The 17987-nt window shown below is 60.9% G+C and carries 19 protein-coding genes; 10 read left to right on the forward strand and 9 right to left on the reverse strand.

Features of this window, described 5'->3' with window-relative positions; translation table 11 throughout:
- Positions 1-60: 60 nt before the first annotated feature.
- Both WH87_RS18195 and WH87_RS18200 read right to left on the reverse strand, forming a co-directional pair.
- Positions 61-2148 (reverse strand): putative bifunctional diguanylate cyclase/phosphodiesterase, encoded by a 2088-nt coding sequence (locus WH87_RS18195; protein WP_197410853.1) that lies wholly within the window; start codon positions 2146-2148, stop codon positions 61-63.
- A 162-nt stretch (positions 2149-2310) separates the two neighbouring features.
- Complete coding sequence (locus WH87_RS18200; protein ID WP_046139617.1) at positions 2311-3534, reverse strand: argininosuccinate synthase; 1224 nt, start codon at positions 3532-3534, stop codon at positions 2311-2313.
- Between the two features lie 126 nt (positions 3535-3660).
- On the opposite strand from WH87_RS18200, the gene WH87_RS18205 reads away from it, so the two are divergent.
- The 5 genes from WH87_RS18205 (at position 3661) to WH87_RS18225 (ending at position 7711) form a co-directional block, all read left to right on the forward strand.
- Positions 3661-4128 carry an Lrp/AsnC family transcriptional regulator gene (locus tag WH87_RS18205; RefSeq protein ID WP_046139616.1) on the forward strand — a complete coding sequence of 156 codons (468 nt, stop codon included), beginning with the start codon at positions 3661-3663 and terminating at the stop codon, positions 4126-4128.
- A 299-nt stretch (positions 4129-4427) separates the two neighbouring features.
- The gene (locus WH87_RS18210; protein ID WP_046139615.1) at positions 4428-5072 is read left to right on the forward strand and encodes a LysE family translocator; all 645 of its coding nucleotides are present in this window, start codon (positions 4428-4430) and stop codon (positions 5070-5072) included.
- A gap of 109 nt (positions 5073-5181) precedes the next feature.
- Positions 5182-6528, forward strand: coding sequence for a hypothetical protein (locus WH87_RS18215; RefSeq protein ID WP_046139614.1), 1347 nt, complete (start codon positions 5182-5184; stop codon positions 6526-6528).
- A complete protein-coding gene (locus WH87_RS18220; RefSeq protein ID WP_245622488.1) occupies positions 6525-7343 on the forward strand; it encodes a COG3904 family protein in 819 nt (272 codons plus the stop codon). The genes WH87_RS18215 and WH87_RS18220 overlap by 4 nt, the downstream gene beginning before the upstream one ends.
- Positions 7344-7417: 74 nt before the next feature.
- Entirely contained in the window at positions 7418-7711 is a 294-nt protein-coding gene (locus WH87_RS18225) for a hypothetical protein (protein ID WP_156458293.1), read from the forward strand.
- Positions 7712-7773: 62 nt separating this feature from the next.
- On the opposite strand, the gene WH87_RS18230 is transcribed toward WH87_RS18225, so the two are convergent.
- Together WH87_RS18230 and WH87_RS18235 are read right to left on the reverse strand one after the other, a co-directional pair.
- Positions 7774-8784 carry an LLM class flavin-dependent oxidoreductase gene (locus WH87_RS18230; RefSeq protein WP_046139612.1) on the reverse strand — a complete coding sequence of 337 codons (1011 nt, stop codon included), beginning with the start codon at positions 8782-8784 and terminating at the stop codon, positions 7774-7776.
- 306 nt (positions 8785-9090) lie between these two features.
- The gene (locus tag WH87_RS18235; protein WP_046139871.1) at positions 9091-10281 is read right to left on the reverse strand and encodes a BaiN/RdsA family NAD(P)/FAD-dependent oxidoreductase; all 1191 of its coding nucleotides are present in this window, start codon (positions 10279-10281) and stop codon (positions 9091-9093) included.
- 157 nt (positions 10282-10438) lie between these two features.
- On the opposite strand from WH87_RS18235, the gene WH87_RS19215 reads away from it, so the two are divergent.
- The 3 genes from WH87_RS19215 (at position 10439) to WH87_RS18250 (ending at position 13400) form a co-directional block, all read left to right on the forward strand.
- Positions 10439-11089 carry an acyloxyacyl hydrolase gene (locus tag WH87_RS19215; RefSeq protein WP_197410854.1) on the forward strand — a complete coding sequence of 217 codons (651 nt, stop codon included), beginning with the start codon at positions 10439-10441 and terminating at the stop codon, positions 11087-11089.
- Positions 11090-11372: 283 nt separating this feature from the next.
- A complete protein-coding gene (locus tag WH87_RS18245; protein ID WP_046139611.1) occupies positions 11373-12416 on the forward strand; it encodes an aspartate-semialdehyde dehydrogenase in 1044 nt (347 codons plus the stop codon).
- Between the two features lie 105 nt (positions 12417-12521).
- Positions 12522-13400 (forward strand): EamA family transporter, encoded by an 879-nt coding sequence (locus WH87_RS18250; RefSeq protein WP_046139869.1) that lies wholly within the window; start codon positions 12522-12524, stop codon positions 13398-13400.
- Positions 13401-13432: 32 nt separating this feature from the next.
- Here the strand turns inward: WH87_RS18250 and WH87_RS18255 are convergent, their stop codons facing one another.
- From WH87_RS18255 to WH87_RS18265, 3 genes are all read right to left on the reverse strand, one after another.
- Positions 13433-13720, reverse strand: a complete 288-nt coding sequence (locus WH87_RS18255) for an EF-hand domain-containing protein (RefSeq protein WP_052726500.1) — start codon at positions 13718-13720, stop codon at positions 13433-13435.
- A gap of 106 nt (positions 13721-13826) precedes the next feature.
- On the reverse strand, positions 13827-14066 hold the full coding sequence (locus tag WH87_RS18260) for an EF-hand domain-containing protein (protein WP_046139610.1): 240 nt from the start codon (positions 14064-14066) through the stop codon (positions 13827-13829).
- A gap of 385 nt (positions 14067-14451) precedes the next feature.
- Entirely contained in the window at positions 14452-15093 is a 642-nt protein-coding gene (locus tag WH87_RS18265; RefSeq protein ID WP_046139609.1) for a carbonic anhydrase, read from the reverse strand.
- A gap of 73 nt (positions 15094-15166) precedes the next feature.
- Between WH87_RS18265 and WH87_RS18270 the strand changes: the two genes are divergently transcribed.
- Together WH87_RS18270 and WH87_RS18275 are read left to right on the forward strand one after the other, a co-directional pair.
- Complete coding sequence (locus WH87_RS18270; protein WP_046139608.1) at positions 15167-15373, forward strand: DUF1737 domain-containing protein; 207 nt, start codon at positions 15167-15169, stop codon at positions 15371-15373.
- 159 nt (positions 15374-15532) lie between these two features.
- The gene (locus tag WH87_RS18275) at positions 15533-15937 is read left to right on the forward strand and encodes a DUF1761 domain-containing protein (RefSeq protein ID WP_046139607.1); all 405 of its coding nucleotides are present in this window, start codon (positions 15533-15535) and stop codon (positions 15935-15937) included.
- Between the two features lie 80 nt (positions 15938-16017).
- On the opposite strand, the gene WH87_RS18280 is transcribed toward WH87_RS18275, so the two are convergent.
- The gene (locus WH87_RS18280) at positions 16018-16635 is read right to left on the reverse strand and encodes a septation protein A (RefSeq protein ID WP_046139606.1); all 618 of its coding nucleotides are present in this window, start codon (positions 16633-16635) and stop codon (positions 16018-16020) included.
- Between the two features lie 95 nt (positions 16636-16730).
- A complete protein-coding gene (gene ftsY, locus WH87_RS18285) occupies positions 16731-17957 on the reverse strand; it encodes a signal recognition particle-docking protein FtsY (protein ID WP_046139605.1) in 1227 nt (408 codons plus the stop codon).
- Positions 17958-17987 lie beyond the last annotated feature (30 nt).

Raw genomic sequence — 17987 nt, forward strand, 5'->3', positions numbered from 1 at the left:
TGACGCCGGCACACGCGCTTGGAACCCGGCCAAACCTGTCGCACGCGGTGTTTTTTGGCGTCACGAAGCCACTTTGCGCGCCTTGCCATTGCGGCTGCGCAGCAAATTGGCCAGCTGGGTCGAGGCCAGTGGCGGGGAGAACAGGAAGCCCTGCACCTCCGACACGCCATGGGCGCGCACCATCGCCAGCTGCTCGTCTGTCTCCACCCCTTCGGCCGTGGTCGACATGCCGAGCGACTGCCCCAGCCCGATCACCGCCTTGATGATGGCCTGGCTATCATCGCGGCTGGTGAGGTCCGCCATGAAGGAGCGGTCGATCTTGATCTTGTCGAAGGGGAAGGAGCGCAGATAGCTCAGCGACGAATAGCCGGTGCCGAAATCGTCCATAGAGATGCGCACGCCCATGCCGCGCAGATCATGCAGCGCCTTGAGCGTGGTTTCGCTATCGGCCAGCAGCAGGGATTCCGTGATTTCCAGCTCGAGCCGGGTGGGCGACACGCGCGCATCGGTCAGCGCACTGCGCACCATGGTCACCAGATCGCGGTTTTTGAACTGCACGGGCGAGAGGTTGACGGCAATGCGGACATCGGCCGGCCAGCTGGAGGCGGTCTTGAGCGCCTCGCGCAGCACCCATTCGCCGATCGGCACGATCAGCCCGGTTTCCTCGGCGATGGGAATGAACTCGGTGGGCGAAATAGTGCGCCCCTCATGTTCCCAGCGCAGCAGGGCCTCAACGCAACTGATGCGGTTCTCGGCCAGCCCGAGCAGTGGCTGGAACACCAGGCGCAGCTCGTTGCGTTGAAGCGCCAGGCGCAACCCGGCCTCGATGGCGCGCCGCTGCTGCAGGTTGGCGTCCATGCCCGCTTCAAAGAAATGGTAGGTTGAGCGGCCTTCGCTCTTGGCCTTGTAGAGCGCCAGATCGGCGTTCTTGACCAGGGTGTCGGTCTTGACCCCGTCACCGGGGCCGACGGCGATACCGACGCTGGCGCCGATTTCGATCTGCTGACCACCGATCATCATCGGGGCACCAATGGCCTTGATGATGCGGTCAGCAACACGCGCCGCATCGGCGGCGCTTTCCACCGGGCGCATCAGCAGTGCAAATTCGTCGCCGCCCAATCGCGCCAGCAGATCTGTTTCACGCGTCGTGCCCCAAAGGCGAGCAGAGGCCTGCTTGATCACCTCGTCGCCCACTGCATGGCCCAGCGTATCGTTGACAGCCTTGAAGTGATCGAGATCGATATACAGCACGGCCGCCATTTCACCGCGCCCAAGCGCGGCTTCAGTCTTGCCCATCTGTTCCAGAAACTCGATGCGATTGGGCAGGTCGGTCAGGGCGTCGTGACGCGCCAGATGGCGGATACGCGCCTCATTCTGGCGCTGCTCGGTAATGTCCTCGTGGGTCGAGACCCAGCCACCATCCTTCATCGGATGATGCTGCATCATGATGGTCCGGCCATTCAGCTCATGGACGGTCTTGCCGTATTCCCGGCGCGCAATGACCTCTCGCCGCCAGGTAATGTATTCCTCGCGCGTGCCGCTGGCGCTCATGCCGACATCGAACAGATGACCCAGAATGTCTTCGAGCTGGGTGCCCGGTTTGATCATCCGCTCGGGCAGATTGTAGATGCGCGCATAGGGCTCGTTGCAGATGACCAGACGCCCGCGCGCGTCCATCATGCACAGGCCCTGGCTGATATTATTGACCGCTGCGTCGAGGCGGATGTTCTGCCGCTCAAGCTCCAGCTTACGGCGTTGGACCACTTCGGAGCGGGCGATTTCTTCAGTGATGTCCTCATGGGTCACCACCCATCCGAGCGCCTCGGAATAGACATGGGCCGTTTCCACCGTGCGGCCACCACGCACGACTTCCCGGTTCTTGCACCGCGCGCCGCTGCGATTGGCCAGGAGATCGGCTGTGTAGCTCTCGTAAAAATCGGCGGGCGTGGTGTCCGTGTGGTTGCCGAGCGAACTCGATAGATCGATCAACTCCTCCAGCGTCATGCCGCGCTGAATGGCGCCCGCATCAAAGCCGTAGAGGTCACGATAGTGCTTATTCCACATCACCAGCCGAAACTGGGGGGACCACACACAGAACCCGTAGGGTATGTTTTCCAAGGCGGCGTCGAGCAGCAACGCTCCCGCCATCTCGCTCAAGCTTCCAGCGTCATCTGCGCGCACCCGCCGATACCCCTCGTCTCTACGCATGTGCATGACGTCGTGGGGAACGCTAAAGGCCCGACATTAATGGGCGATTAAAGCCGAAAAGGGCCGAAGCGGGGTGCAGAGCACTGCACCCCGCCCGAAAGCTTACTTGCCAGCCTTGATATTGCGGGCAGCGTAGGTCTTCAGACGCAGGCCATTGAGGCGGATAAAGCCCTCAGCGTCCTTGTGATCATAAGCCACGGCGCCCTCTTCGAAGGTCACCAGATCCATCGAATAGAGGCTATAGGGCGAGGTGCGGGCGATGACGCTGGCGCTGCCCTTGTAGAGCTTGATGGTGACTTCGCCGGTGACGAATTGCTGGCTCTTGTCGATCAGGGCCTGCAGCATTTCGCGCTCTGGCGAGAACCAGAAGCCATTGTAGATCAGCTCGGCATATTTCGGCATCAGCTCATCCTTGAGATGGGCTTCGCCACGGTCGAGCGTGATCGATTCAATGCCGCGGTGCGCGACGAGCATGATGGTGCCGCCGGGGGTCTCGTAGAGTCCGCGCGACTTCATGCCGACAAAGCGGTTTTCAACGAGGTCGAGACGGCCGACGCCGTGCTTGCCGCCGAGCTCATTGAGCTTGGTCAGCAGTTCAGCGGGGCTGAGCTTGACGCCATTGATCGAAACCGGGTCTCCCTTTTCGTAGCCGATGGTGATGATCTCGGCTTCGTTGGGGGCGTCTTCCGGATTGACGGTGCGCTGGGCGACATAGTCTGGGAAAGGCACGGCTGGATCTTCCAGCACCATGCCCTCGGACGAGGTGTGCAGCAGGTTCGCATCCACCGAGAACGGGGCTTCGCCGCGCTTGTCCTTGGCAATCGGGATCTGGTTGGCTTCGGCATAGGCCAGCAGCTGGGTGCGGCTGCGCAGGTCCCATTCGCGCCATGGCGCGATCACCTTGATCGAGGGATCAAGCGCGTTGGCGGTCAGCTCAAAGCGGACCTGATCATTGCCCTTGCCGGTGGCGCCATGAGAAATCGCATCGGCGCCGACTTCCTGAGCGATTTCAACCAGACGCTTGGAGATCAGCGGACGGGCGATCGAGGTGCCGAGCAGATAGACACCCTCATAGACCGCATTGGCGCGGAACATGGGGAACACGAAGTCGCGCACGAACTCTTCGCGCAGGTCTTCGATGCGAATGTCTTTGATGCCGAACATTTCGGCCTTCTTGCGGGCGGGCTCGAGCTCTTCGCCCTGCCCCAGATCAGCGGTGAAGGTCACCACTTCGCAATTATAGGTTTCCTGCAGCCATTTCAGGATGATGGAAGTGTCGAGGCCGCCCGAGTAAGCGAGCACGACTTTCTTGATGTCTTTTGCCATGGGATTGGTTCCAGTGTCTTCATTTGGAACGATAGAGCAGTTCGAGCGCAACAATCTTGCGAAAAGTACACGTATGGGCAAATCTATGGCATTAAGTGCCAACTACTGAATTCATTGAGGCAGGAAATGCCAGAATCGTTTGATGCCATCGATCGCCGCATTCTGCGTGCCCTGCAGCGCAATGGGCGGATCAGCAATGTGGAGCTGGCCAGCGAAGTGGGCCTGTCGCCCTCCCCCTGCCTCCGGCGGGTCAAATTGCTGGAAGAGTCCGGCATTATCGACCGCTATGTGGCCGTGCTCGACGGCGCCAAGATCGGCGTCGGGCTGACAGTGTTTGCGCGCATCTGGTTCAAAACGCAGGATGCCGAAATCACCAACCAGTTTGCCGAAACCGTGCGCAAGTTTCCCGAAGTGGTCGAGTGCTACCTCACTACCGGGGAATGCGACGCCATCATGCGCATCGTCACAGCCGACTTGCACGCCTATTGGCGGTTCCAGTCCGACTACCTCATGCGCATTCCGAGCGTGCAGAGTGTCAAGACCGACGTGCCGATGGAGACCATCAAACGGACGTATGAGCTACCGCTGCTGTAGGAATGCTTGGCGGGGCTGCTGATATCCAACCTCCCACAATCGCTGTCCTCGGACTTGATCCGAGGATCACGCGCCTCACCTGCCGAGTTGAGAGAGGCCCTCGGATCAAGTCCGAGGGCAGCGCCGGTGGGTGGTGTGATTGAGTGCCCAGGACGCATTCTGGACAAAAGACCAGAGACCTCATCCTGAGCCCGCCGAAGGACGAGGTCAGGGTACGAGGACCTCGCCGCTCACGCTGCACTCTCGCCACCGGGCTCTCGTCGCGTTATGCCTAATCCACCCACACCTGCGGAACTGCCATGTCCTTCATCCCCGATGTCTCCGTCATCCTCGCCTTTGCCCTCGCCACCGTGGTTCTGGCCATCACGCCGGGGCCGGATATGGCGCTGCAGATGTCGCGCGCCATCAATTATGGCCGCAGCCATGGATTGGCGACCGCAGCCGGCGCGATGACGGGGATTTTCGTTCACACGTGCCTCGTGGCCTTTGGCATTTCGGTGCTGATCGTTGCGGCGCCGACGGCCTTTCTCGTGCTCAAGATTGCCGGTGCGCTCTATCTGCTCTGGCTGGCCTATGGCGCCATTGCCCATGGCGGTGGGCTGAGACTGTCGCAAAAGGCGGCCAAGACCCCCACCGTGGCGCAGAGCTATCTCACCGGCGTCGGCATCAACCTCTTGAACCCCAAGGTCGTGCTGTTTTTCATGACCTTTCTGCCGCAATTCGTCGATCGCACCGATCCCGCGGCCGGGCAGAAGCTGTTCTTCCTTGGCGCCGAATTCATCCTCGTGTCGATCCCGCTGGCTGTGCTGACCGTGTTTGCCGCCGAGCGGTTGGCGGCGCTTTTGGTCAAGAGCGTCTGGGTGCAGCGGGCGCTCAACTGGAGTTTTGCCGCGGTGTTCACCGCCTTCGCCGCGACCATCCTTTTTGCCGAAGGGCGCAAATAGGCTCACGCAGGCGTCATTAACCCTGGCCGCATAGCGCCACCGTTCTGCCGATATCGCTGTGTTAACGTTGCCTTGATGGGCTCCATCGGGCCCGAGGGGCCCCTTGCACATGCAGCTGAAACCCAATGCCTATCGCCTCAACGAGACCGTAAAGGGCGTCGAGACGATGACCCGCTTTGCGCTGGCTGTGCTGGCGCTGGCCTCCGGCGTCTACACCTATCTCGGCGTGCGCGGCATTCTCGATGGCTCGGCCAGCTTCGTGTTCTTTGCCGCCATCATCTATTCAGCCGCTGTTTCAGTGGCGATCTATGCATTCTGGAGCTTCATGCTGCGGTTCGTGCCGCTGGTGACCTCTGGCACCCAGCGTATCGGGCTGTTTCTCACCATGGCTGTGGGCTGCTGCATGATCATTGCCATGTCGAGCTGGCTCAATGCCGCCGCTCTGGCCGGATCTGCCGCCACCGAACAGCATCTGGCCGTGACCTTGCAGGGTTATGCCGAAGATCTCGACAAAGCCCACTCCAATGCGCTGGCCGCACAAAGCCTGCTGCCGGACGTGCAGCGTGCAGCCGAGCGCTTTTCGGGCCTTGCCGCTGATGAGCGCGAATCCGGCGCTTTGACGGGAACCACAGGCTCGGGCAGCGTCGTGCAGTTGCTGACGCAGATGGGCACGCAGATGACCCAACTCGGCACCACCATCACCGGCAGTCGCGATGAAGTGGCGAGCCTGTTCGAACAGGGTTCGGCCCGCCTTGCCAGCATGCGCGAGCTGGTCTCGACGCCCGGCGCCATCGAGCCACGCGCCGATAGTTTCCAGACTGAAGCGGTACAACTCTCGGCCATCATTGCCGCACTGCAGCAGACCGACGTCGCTGCCTCGGTGAAGCGCGCCGCAGCTGATCTCTCCGCCGGCTTCATCGCGCCAGTCGCCAATGGGCAGAGCGCCGATCTGGTCAACAGACAGGATCAGGTGATGGAAACCGTCCGTGCCTCAGTGGCCGCCCAATCGGCAGCGCTGAGTGCGGCAGCCGACGAAATCCTAGCGACACCCGCCGTCGAGCAGCGCCGCTATGTGCCGCTATCGAGCGCGGAAGCAGTGATCCGCTATTGGCAGGATTTCATCCCAAGCTGGGCGGGTGCCATTTCCATCGACCTGCTCCCCGTCGTTTTGGTCCTGGTGCTGATGATCGTCCATGACGCCATGCGCAAGGATTCAGAATCCCTCGAGGAAGCCGAGAACATAACCGCCGCCGAAATGCTGCGGGCGCTGGCGCTCTATCGCAAGATGGAGGCCGCGGGGGTTGTGCTGCCGCAGCCGCTAACAACTCCTGCCGAACCCGAAGTCGACGATCCCGTTACCGTCGAAGAGGTGGCGGTGGTTACACCGGACGACGCGACCGTCACCTCCATCGATAGCGCCTCCCGCAAGCGCACCGAGGGGCCACGACCAGCATGAAAAGCGAGGCCAATGCCCGCGCCAAAACCGATGAAAGCTCCCTCTACCGCAGCTTTGTCCGCTGGGTGGCAGAGGTCGATGACGGCGCGATTGTGCGCGTGGTGTTCTTTGCCCTGTTGCTGGGCACGGCTTCGGTGCTGTTTGTCGATTATCGCGAACTGACCGAAAATGAGGGATCGGCGCTCTCGGTGCCGCTGCAGCCCATTCTGCCGCCGGCCAGTGTGGACGGTCCCGACCAGGGGCCGATGCCCAGGATTACCACAAACCCGGAAACGCTTGAGAAACCACTCGAGATTGCGCTCGGCACCGGCGGTGAACTCCATCTCACCGGCACCATCGATCCCGGAGCTGCTGACAGATTCGCGAGCGAGATTGCCGCGCGCGGCGAGTACGTCCAGACTGTGGTTCTGGATTCGCCTGGAGGATCTGTCGTGGATGCACTGGCTATAGGCAGTCTGATCCATGAAAGCGGCCTTGCCACCAAGGTTGCGGCCGGGTCTCTGTGCGCCTCGTCCTGTCCCCTTATTTTCGCCTCGGGCAAGGCGCGCATAGCCAGCGCGGCATCGGCCATTGGTGTGCACCAGATTTACGCCTCGGCCCTTGCCGGGGATGCGCAAAATGCGCTGCGCCTTGCCAGCACGGCAATGAGCGATGCTCAGTCCGCCACCGCCGATATTCTGGCGCACCTCACCGAAACGGGCGTTGATCCGGCCATGTGGGTCCATGCGCTGCAGACCCCGCCCGACCGGCTATATTACTTCAAACCAGAGGAGATGCTGCGTCTCAAGCTTGTGACAGAACTCGTCGACAATTGAACAGCCAGGGGCGGAACCGGTGGAGGACCGGCGTCGTTGGTTGGTTAACAAAACCTATGGCAGAGGAGGCCAGCATGAATAATGTTCATACTTTGACGCGCCACCGCGACATCCAGGCATGGGTGACCAATCGCCGTGGCGGACCGGCAATTGCCCGAATTCGCGACAGGTTTGGCGAGGAGCGCGCCGAGCTCAAACTCAGCTTCGACCGCAACGCACGAAACACCGGCGATATGGCGCGCGCCGATGACGGGATCAGCCCGTGTTCCTGGACAGCCTGGTTTGCCGAACTGGATCGCCAGCAGCTTGCGCTCAAGATCGATCCAGATGTGGATGCGTTTGAGCTCGTGCAGCGACAACCCAATTAGCCACCTAAAACCACTGTAAATTTGGCGGCCTTCGGAGTGTTCCGGAGGCCGCTTTATTTTTTCTATGCGCGCGGCGTGACACCGAAGGCGTTGGCGATCAGCGCGTAGGAGCGGCGGCGCAACTCATAGCTGTGCACGGTGGTGGTGATCATCACCTCGTCGGCCCCGGCAAGCTCTGCCTTTTCCGCAATGGTGTCGCGCACGGTTTCGGGCGAGCCAACGATCCACAGCGTCGACTGATGGTCGATGACACTCTGCTGCTGCGGCGTCAGCACGCGGGCGTGGGCCTCCTCCGGGCTCATCAGCTTGCGCTGCTCGCCAGTGGTAAACAGGGCCCAGCTCACAGCCTGCGAGCGCGACAGATATTGCGCTTCCTCATCGGTCGGCGCGCAGATCACCGAGACGCACATCATCGCCCGCGAGCGCGGGAAGGCTTCCGTGCCCTTGAAGGCATAGCGATAGGCTTCGAATGCTGGCGCGGCCGGCGTATGGCTGAAATGAGCGGCAAAGGCATAGCCAATGCCCAATTGTCCCGCCGCCTGCGCGCTCGCCCCCGACGAGCCAAGCAGCCACATTGGCGGCAGGCGAACGCCCCCAGGCGACACCGGCACGCGCGAATAAGGATGCTCGGGCGGGAAGCTGTCCTCATCAAACGCCATCAGCTCGGCCAGATAGGCGGAAAATTCCTCGCCGCCACCCGAGCGCAGCGCGCGCATGGCATAGCCATCGCCACCGGGCGCGCGGCCAAGGCCGAGATCGATACGGCCGGGATGCAGCCCCTCCAGCGTTCGATAAGCCTCAGCAATGCGCAGCGGCGCGTGGTTGAGCAGCATGACACCGCCCGAGCCGACACGGATGTTTTTGGTATGCGCAGCCGCGCTACCGATCAGGATTTCAGGAACCGATGAGGCAATGGACGGCATGCCGTGGTGTTCGGCATACCAGAGCCGTGTATAGCCCAGATCGTCGGCCGCCTGCGCCAGCTTGATGGTCTCGGCCATAGCCTCAGCCGTGGTCGTACCCTCAGCGATCGGGGCGAGGTCTTGCAGGGACAGGGCGAAAGGGGCGCTCATGGCAAATATCCGAGTTGAGGCGTTTGCCGCGTTCTATCGGTAAAATGCGATGAAGGCGAGGCGGGAATTGTTCGGACCAGAGATCTCATGGCGAGCTTGCGAACCACCAGGTCGGACGTCGGCCCCAGGCTGCCACGCCCTCGTCCTTCGACAAGCTCAGGATGAGGTCTGATGTGGGGGTGCCTGTCGCCAAAGATCGCTCCCCACCCACCACGCGTCACCCTCGGGCTTGACCCGAGGGCTCTTCCACAATCGCAAACGCTCTTGGGTCGAGCCCGAGAGTGACGATCCGGCGGTTAAGAAGGATCAGGCCGCTTGCCCAGCAGCCCAGCCCGAGGCCCACGCCCATTGGAAATTATACCCGCCGAGCCAACCGGTGACGTCGACAACTTCGCCGACGAAGAACAGGCCGGGCACGTTGCGGGCGCCCAGGGTCTTAGCGTCGAGATCGCGGGTATCGACACCACCAAGAGTGACTTCGGCGGTGCGGTAGCCTTCCGAGCCGACGGGCTTGAGCGTCCAGCTTTTGAGGATAGACTCGACCTCGGCCAGTTTTTTGTCGGAGAAGTCGCCGACCATGCCGGGCAGGTCGAGTTCTTCGCCCAGCAGCTGCGCCAGCTTTTTGGGCAGCAAGGCGCCGAGCACGGTTTGCACCTGCACCTTTGGTGTAGCCTTGCGCAAGGCGCGGATGGCTTCGCCAGCGTCTTCGTGCGGCAGCAGGTCAACCGAAATGCTGTCCCCCTCGCGCCAATAGGACGAGATCTGCAGAATTGCCGGACCGGACAGGCCGCGATGGGTGAACAACAACGCTTCTTCGAACGAGGTCTTGCCATGGCTGACAATGGCATCAGCGGCGATGCCGGAGAGGTTCTTGAGCTTTTCCAACGCGCCGGTTTCAAAGGTCAACGGCACCAACGCCGGTCGGGTCTCGGTCAGGCGCAGGCCAAACTGGGTAGCCAACTGATACCCAAGGCCGGTGGCGCCCATCTTGGGAATGGATTTGCCGCCCGTGGCAACGATCAGGCTGTCGCTGGTGATGGACGCGTTCGACAGTTCGACGGCAAAGCCTTCGACATCCCGGCTGACGCTTTCGATGATTGTGCCCAGCGACAACACCACATTGGCCTGGCGCAGCTCGCTCAGCAGCATGGTATTGATCTGGGTGGCCGGGCCATCGCAGAACAACTGGCCGAGGGTCTTTTCGTGGAAGGCAATGCCGTAGCGCTGCACCAGCGCGATAAAATTCTCGGGCGTGTAACGGCTCAGCGCCGAGAGGGCAAAGCGCGGGTTCTCGCTAAGGAAGCGATCGCGGCCCTTGTCGGTGGTGGCATTGATATTGGTGAAATTGCAGCGGCCACCGCCCGAAATGCGGATCTTGTCGCCGACATGGGTGGCATGATCGACCAGCATCACCGTGCGACCGCGTTTGCCAGCCTCGATGGCGGCCATCATGCCAGCGGCACCTGCACCGAGTACGATCACGTCATAATGGGCCATGGTCAGCATCCTTGGCGGTCTTGATGCCGCGAAAAGCGTGGGAACGGGCTCAGCCGAGATGATTGAGCCGCGTGCGTAAAGCGCTCTCCCTAGCGGAGGGGAAAGGCCCTATCAATGGATGACGTGTATTCTGGGCCGCGGCAATTGGCGTTGTGAATTGACTTTTACTCTTCGCAACGGGCTTTATGACGCGATTATTCGGGTGGGTATCGGTATGGCCAAGCTTGGCAAATCTATCGTGGCAGCGCTGGCTCTGCTTGGCATGAGCCTTCCGGCTGTTGCTCAAAGCGTTTATGCGCCTGCGCCAATGGCCGATATCGTCGATGAACTGCGCTTTGGCATCAATGCTCATGATGTGCACCACGCGGCCCTGCCCTTTCTCGTCAATGAGTGGCGCCTCGACAAGATCGAAGATGTGAGCTTTGACGTGCTGTTCCGCACGCCAGATCTTGAGGCCTTCCGCTGGATCGGCTCGCCACGTCCCGAATTCGGCACCACCATCAATCTCGCCGGACGCGACAGCCTCGCCCATCTGGGGTTGACCTGGCAGCTGCCCATCTTCGAGACGCCGGTTTACCTCGAAGGCTCGTTTGGTGCCGCCATCAACAATGGCTACCTGACCAATGCGCCCGAGGGCCGCAAGGGCTTTGGCTGTCGCGTCAACTTCTACGAGCGCTTTGGCGTTGGCATGCATGTGACCGACAGCGTCACCGCAACGCTGACCTACGAGCACACGTCTAACAACGAATATTGCGACGCCAATGACGGGCTCTCTAACTTTGGCCTACGTGTAGGCTGGAAGTTCTAGAGGCGCAAGAAAGCGACGGATTGACTCTTTCCTATTTGAGAGTATGACAAGTCCTGCTTTTCAACCAAAGCAGTCAATTGATGCGCAGCTTTTTCGACATTGCGGACCTCTCAACCACTCTGGCCCCGGCCGGTGGCGTCGCTGCTTTCATGACCAAAACCACCAAAACCGCCTGAAGCTTTTCCCCGGGTCACCTCCCCGACGGGGAGAGGCCGAAACGGACGGCCGTAACGCATGAAGCGTTGCGCGGGGGCGGGACTGGTAAGGGACTGGAGTTCCAAAAATGGGTTATCGCGTCGCTGTCATCGGAGCCACGGGCAATGTGGGCCGGGAAGTTCTCAATATTCTGGCGGAACGCAAGTTTCCCGCTGACGAGGTCATCGCCCTCGCATCGTCCAAGTCGACCGGACGTGAAATCTCCTATGGCGACAAGATCCTCAAGGCGAAGAACCTCGACGATTTCGACTTCAAGGGCGTCGATTTCGCCATCATGTCGGCGGGCTCGTCGGTGTCCAAGGATCTGGCCCCGCGCATTGGCGCTTCGGGCTGCATCGTCATCGATAACTCCAGCTTCTGGCGCTATGATTCCAACGTACCGCTGATCGTGCCGGAAGTGAACGCGCATGTTCTGGACAGCTGGCTGGCCAATCCGCACCGCACCAATATCATTGCCAATCCAAACTGCTCGACCGCCCAGCTCGTGGTGGCTCTGAAGCCCCTCCATGACTTTGCCAAGATCAAGCGCGTTGTCGTCTCGACCTACCAGTCCGTTTCGGGCGCCGGCAAGGAAGGCATTGACGAGCTGTGGAACCAGACCAAGGGCATTTTCGTCAATGACAGCCCGGGCAATGGCACCAAGTTCCCCAAGCAAATCGCCTTTAACGTCATTCCCCATATCGACGTCTTCATGGAAGACGGCTCGACCAAGGAAGAGTGGAAGGTGATGGCGGAGACCAAGAAGATCCTCGATCCCAAGATCAAGGTGACCTGCACCGCCGTGCGCGTGCCGGTGTTTGTTGGTCACTCCGAAGCGGTCAATATCGAGTTCGAAAACCCGATTTCGGCTGATGAGGCCCGCGATATCCTGCGCGAGGCAGATGGCATCTCGGTGATCGATAAGCGCGAGCCCGGCGGCTATGCAACCCCGGTCGAAAGCGTTGGCGACGACGCCACCTATGTCTCGCGCATCCGCGAAGACAGCACGATCGAAAACGGCCTCAATATCTGGGTCGTCTCGGACAATCTGCGCAAGGGCGCAGCGCTCAACACCATCCAGATCGCCGAAACGCTGATCGCCAAGGGCCTCCTCCCGCGCAACGCGGCCTAGCACTTTGTGGCACCCCGCCATGCGCGAACAGCGCTTCGCAATGGGGAGAGGGTCACGTAAACGAGGCGGGCAGCAATGCCCGCCTTTTTCATTTGGACGCTTTCAATGCCCTTGCGCGATATCGGTCTGGCCCTTGGCGTCGTCGTGATCTGGGGGCTCAACTTCGTTGCCATCAAATGGGGGGTCGATGAAGTCTCCCCCTTCATGCTGACGGCTTTGCGCTATCTGGGCTGCGCCCTGCCCGCGGTGTTTTTCATCCGCCGCCCCAAGGTCAGCTGGGGCCTGCTCATCGCCTATGGCATGACCGTGGGCGTGTTGCAGTTCAGCTTCCTCTTCACCGCGATCCGAATGGGCATGCCGGCGGGGCTGGCGAGCCTGATTATGCAGATGCAGGTGTTTTTCACCATGGGGCTAGCGGTGCTGTTCCTGGGCGAGCGACCGACGCGGTTGCAACTAGGCGGCGCGTTCATCGCTCTTATTGGCCTCACCACGATCGGGGCCGAGCATCTTGGCGGTGCCGTTTTGGTGCCGCTGGTGATGACGCTGGCCGGAGCGTTTTTCTGGGCCACCTCCAATATCGTCACCAAGCGTGCGGGCAAGGTCGACATGGTGGGCTTTGTGGTCTGGGGCGCACTGATCCCGCCGCTGCCGATGGTTGCACTGTCCCTGATCTTTGAGGGCCCGCAGGCGATTGCCGCGCTGCCCTTTATCAGCCTTCAGGCACTGGGATCGGTGCTGTTCATCGCTTATGGCTCGACTCTACTGGGCTATGCAGGCTGGGCCGTGCTGCTGGGGCGATACCCAGCAAGCCTTGTCGCACCATTTTCGCTCCTGGTGCCCGTAGTTGGGTTTGCCGCCGCCTTCGTGCTGCTGGGCGAGCAGATGACGGTGCTGGAAGTGGTCGGCAGTGGGCTGATTTTTGTCGGGCTCCTGCTCAATGTTTTCGGACCGCGCCTGCTGGCGCGATGGCGCCAACTGGCCTGAGGAAAGGCCGCCCGAAGGCGGCCTTAAGGTGGTCAATCCGAGATGGTCTCGGCCGAAACGCCCGCGTCGCTCGAGGGCGTTGCCCGCAGGGCCGCTGGTTGCAGCGTATTGAGCTCCTTCACGCTCAGCCCGCCACTGCCATCGACGTCGGCAGCATCAAACTCGTCTTGCGTCAGGTCCGGCCACACAGCCTGCAGTTCGGCAAAGCTCAACTCGCCATTCCCGTCCGTATCGACATCAGCAAAATTGGTTGGGGTCTGGGCAAAGGCAACGCCAGCAGACAAGCCGAGGACGGCAAGGCCTAGAGCAATCTTACGCATATGAAAAACTCCGCAATATGGGGCCGCATCTTGCGGCCGAAAAATAGGGAAGCCACCCCAGGAGGCGTGGGGTGGCTTCAAGTTCACCCTATGGGTGCGTGTGGCTTTAGCCGGCAGGCGTCGCAGTCAGGGCAGCGTACTCTTCGGCAGACAGCTCACCATTGCCGTCAGTGTCGGCAGCGGTAAACGCCTCCTGGGTCAGGTCGGGCCAGGCAGCCTGGGCTTCGGAGAAGGACACGCCGCCGCTGGCATCGGCATCAACCGTTGCAAAATCGGTGGCAGCCTGTGCAAAAGCGGCCGACGACAGGCCAAGCACGACGAGGGAGGACAAAAGGATCTTCTTCATGGGAGTTGAGCTCCAATGTTGGGGAGATACAAGCGGCGACCGGTTAGCCGATCCCCGACGGATCGCTCTCCTGCGGTCCGTGATTTGATAATGAAAGGGCAATGTGTCTCCCGGGGGCCCGAAATTTGGCTCGTAGCGGGACATTATCAGGCGAAAACGGGGCAATAAAACTCGCAGGTCCGGCGACAAAAATTGGCGCGCCGCAACGATATAGTACGAACCTGCTATCGTGTATTGATTTGGAAATTCATTCCAGGCCGTATCAATATCAAGATGAACTGGCCATTATGCTTGCGCCCGCAACGAAGATTTTCAGTCACGGCACCGTGAACGGGCATGCGGCGACCCAAAAGGGTCGCCGTGCCAAGTTCAAAGGTTTGTGAAGTCAGATGAGTGGGCGGACGAAATCGCCGCTCGCATTGTCCATAACCCACAATTCGCCGGTCGAAATGTCGAACCAGGCGCCATGTACCGCCAATTTGCCTGCTGCTTCGAGCTCGGCGACATAAGGGAAGGTGCGCAGATTGTGGATGGAGTTGCGAATCGAGATGCGTTCAAGCGCAGTCTGGCGTTCGGCAGCGGTCATCAGCGTGTTCTGGCCAAGCTGGTTGGGCAGGTCACCCAGCATGCTCATCCATTTGCCGATGAAATCGCCGGCGTCGAGCGGGTTGGATTCAGGGGCCAAGGCGGCCTTGATGCCACCGCAGCGGCCATGACCCATCACCACGATATTGGCAATGCCCAGCGCCTTGACGGCAAACTCGATGCCCGCCGAGGTGCCGTGCTGGCCGCCGTCGGGCTGATAGGTGGGGACGAGATTGGCGACGTTGCGCAGCACGAACAACTCGCCCGGCCCAGCGTCGAAAATCATCTCAGGCGCGGCGCGACTGTCGCAACACGCAATAATCATGGTGGACGGGGTTTGCCCCTCGGAAGCCAGATCGCGAATGCGATCCTTTTCCCTCATATATCGGCCCGCCATGAAGTTGGCGTGGCCCTTCAGCAGATGATCAGGAAATCCATGCATGGCATCTCGATTAGCGCTATGAAACGAGAATATCAACTGAGGTTGCGTTGCAGCCCCCGCTTTGAGGCTCTCTATGCTTATCTATCGCTTTCTGACTGGCGACGACGATTCCGCTTTTTGCCATAAGGTTACCAAGGCGCTCAGCGAAGGCTGGGCCCTACATGGTACGCCCACCTACGCCTATGATGGTTTCACCAAGAAAATGAAGTGCGGCCAGGCCGTCACCCGTATTGCCAAGGATCAACCCTACGATCCCGAAAAGAAGCTGGTGGATTTCTAAGCCTGTTTGCCGTTCACCGGACCGCTCTCGGGCGGTCCCTGCCGTCGCGACAATGATATTGCAGTCGCACGATATGCGGTGGAGCTCGCCGGCCCACCGCTTCTCAGCCCCAACATCTGTCGCTAAGCTCGCCCCGCGTACACTTTTTGGGGCTCCATCATGATTTCGCATTTCGCCGTCAACTGGCTGGCCGTCGTGCTGGCCACCGTCGCCAGCTTCGCCTTTGGCGCTGTCTGGTACATGAGCCTGTCGCGGCAATGGCTCGCGGCCCTTGGCAAGACGCGCGAGCAGCTCAATGTCGGCTATACGCCGTTCATCTGGTCTGTCGTTGTTGAACTGGTCATGGCCTATTTCCTGGCCCTGCTGACACCCGCACTGCTTGGGGAAATGAGTGTCATCAACGGCCTTATCGTGGCCGCCCATATGTGGTTCGGCTTCGTGCTCACATCGCTGATCATGAACCACCGCTATGAAGGCCTGAAATGGTCCCTCACCCTGATCGACGGCCTGCACCTGCTCGGGGTATTGCTGATTCAAGGCATCGTGCTCGGGCTGCTTGGCTAGCTCTTCGCCGGACCCACAAAACAAAATCCCCGCTTTCGCGGGGATTAACTCAGCTCAAGTTAGACATCAGAGCGACGTCATCAGCTCTCCACCACGATGGGTGGCACATGCTTGGGCTCAGCGGCGGGGGCGTATTTGTTGAGCAGGCTCACCTGGCTGATCGAGAACAGCACGGTCAGCGGCATCACGCCCCAAACCTTGAAGGCGACCCAGATATCGGTCGAAAAATTGCGCCACAGGATTTCGTTGATGATGGCGAGCACCACAAAGAACAGGCCCCAGTTCAGCGTCAGCTTGCTCCAACCCTCGGGCCGCAACTTATAGACATCGCCGAAGACATATTTCAGCAGCGACTGACCAAATAGCAGCCCGCCCAGCAGCACGGCGGCAAACAGGCCATTGGTGATGGTCGGCTTGATTTTGATGAACATGTCATCCTGCAGCCACAGCGTCAGCCCGCCGAACACCAGCACCACCGCGCCCGTCACCAGCGGCATCACGGCGATCTTTTTGAGGAGCAGCCAGCTTAGCAGTAGCGACACGACCATGGCGCCCATGAACCAGGCGGTGGCGGTGAAAATATCGGCGCGGGCATTGGCGATAAAGAAAATCACCAGCGGGCCCAACTCGAGTGCCATCTTGATCAGTTGCGGACGCAACTCATCCCAGTTGACTTCGGGTTCAGCTTTCTCGGTCATGGGCGGATATCTCGCTTCGGCATATTGTGCAATGTGAGCGCAGACGCCCCCACTTGCAAGGCAAGCGTTACGCGCCAAGCATGGTTAGATTTGGGCTAGTCGCGCCCGGCAATGGCCTTGGCAAAGTCCGAGGCGGTAAAAGCTTCGAGATCGCCAACGCTTTCACCAACGCCGATAAAGTGCACCGGCAGGCCAAACTTCCGGGCGATTGCAACAAGAATGCCGCCGCGCGCCGTGCCATCGAGCTTGGTCATGACCAGACCGGTCACGCCCGCCCGCTTGCCGAAAATCTCGACCTGGCGGAGCGCATTTTGCCCTGTCGTGGCGTCGAGCGTCAAAAGCGTGGCGTGCGGCGCGGATGGATCGACCTTCTTGATGACGCGGATGATCTTTTCGAGCTCGTTCATCAGCTCGTCGCGGTTCTGCAAGCGCCCTGCCGTGTCGATAATCAGCACATCGCGCCCTTCGGCGCGCGCCTGCGTCACCGCATCGAAGGCCAGACCGGACGCATCAGCCCCTGCCGGCCGCGAAACGACGGGCGCATTGGTGCGCTGGCCCCAGACCTGCAGCTGCTCGATGGCGGCGGCGCGGAACGTATCGCCCGCTGCCAGCATCACCGACTTGCCCTCCTGGGCGAATTTCTGCGCCAGCTTGCCGATGGTCGTGGTCTTGCCCGAGCCGTTCACGCCGATCATCAGGATGATGAAGGGCTTGTGCGACGGGTCGATCACCAGCGGCCGCGCCACGGGACCCAGCACCTTTTCGACTTCAGCGGCCAGAACGGCGCGGACGTCTTCGCCCGACACATCCTTGTCGAAGCGGTCGCGGCGTAGCGTTTCGGTGATGGCCGTCGCCGTCTCGATGCCGAGGTCGGCCTGGATCAGCACATCTTCCAGCTCATCGAGCGTTGCCCCATCGAGCTTGCGCTTGGTGAAGACCGAGGTGATCGAACCGCTGAGCTGGTCTGACGACCGCTTGAGGCCCGATGCCAGCCGCGCAAACCAGCCCTGACGGGGCGCCTCAACGGCAACCTCGACAACTGCAGCGGGCTCGACGGGCACCAGGAGAACGGGTTCTGGTTCAGGCTCGGCAACGCGATGGGCTGCGGCCTCAATCTCTTCGACATAATCAGGCGTGGTTTCCGGTGGGCCGGGCAGCGGCACCTCTTCGGGCTCCGGCGCAGGCGGCGGAATCGGGGTCGGTTCGACCGGCTGCGGCGCTGGAACGGGCTCGACCGGCAGCGTCTCGGGGGGCGCAGGGGGCGGCACTGGCGCCTCGCCACCGAACAGGCGCTTGAAAAATCCCGGCTTCTTGTCGGTCATAGATCGTCTTTCCGTTCCGGCGCTGTCGCG

It is taken from the genome of Devosia epidermidihirudinis (genome assembly GCF_000971295.1).
Lineage (GTDB): Bacteria > Pseudomonadota > Alphaproteobacteria > Rhizobiales > Devosiaceae > Devosia > Devosia epidermidihirudinis.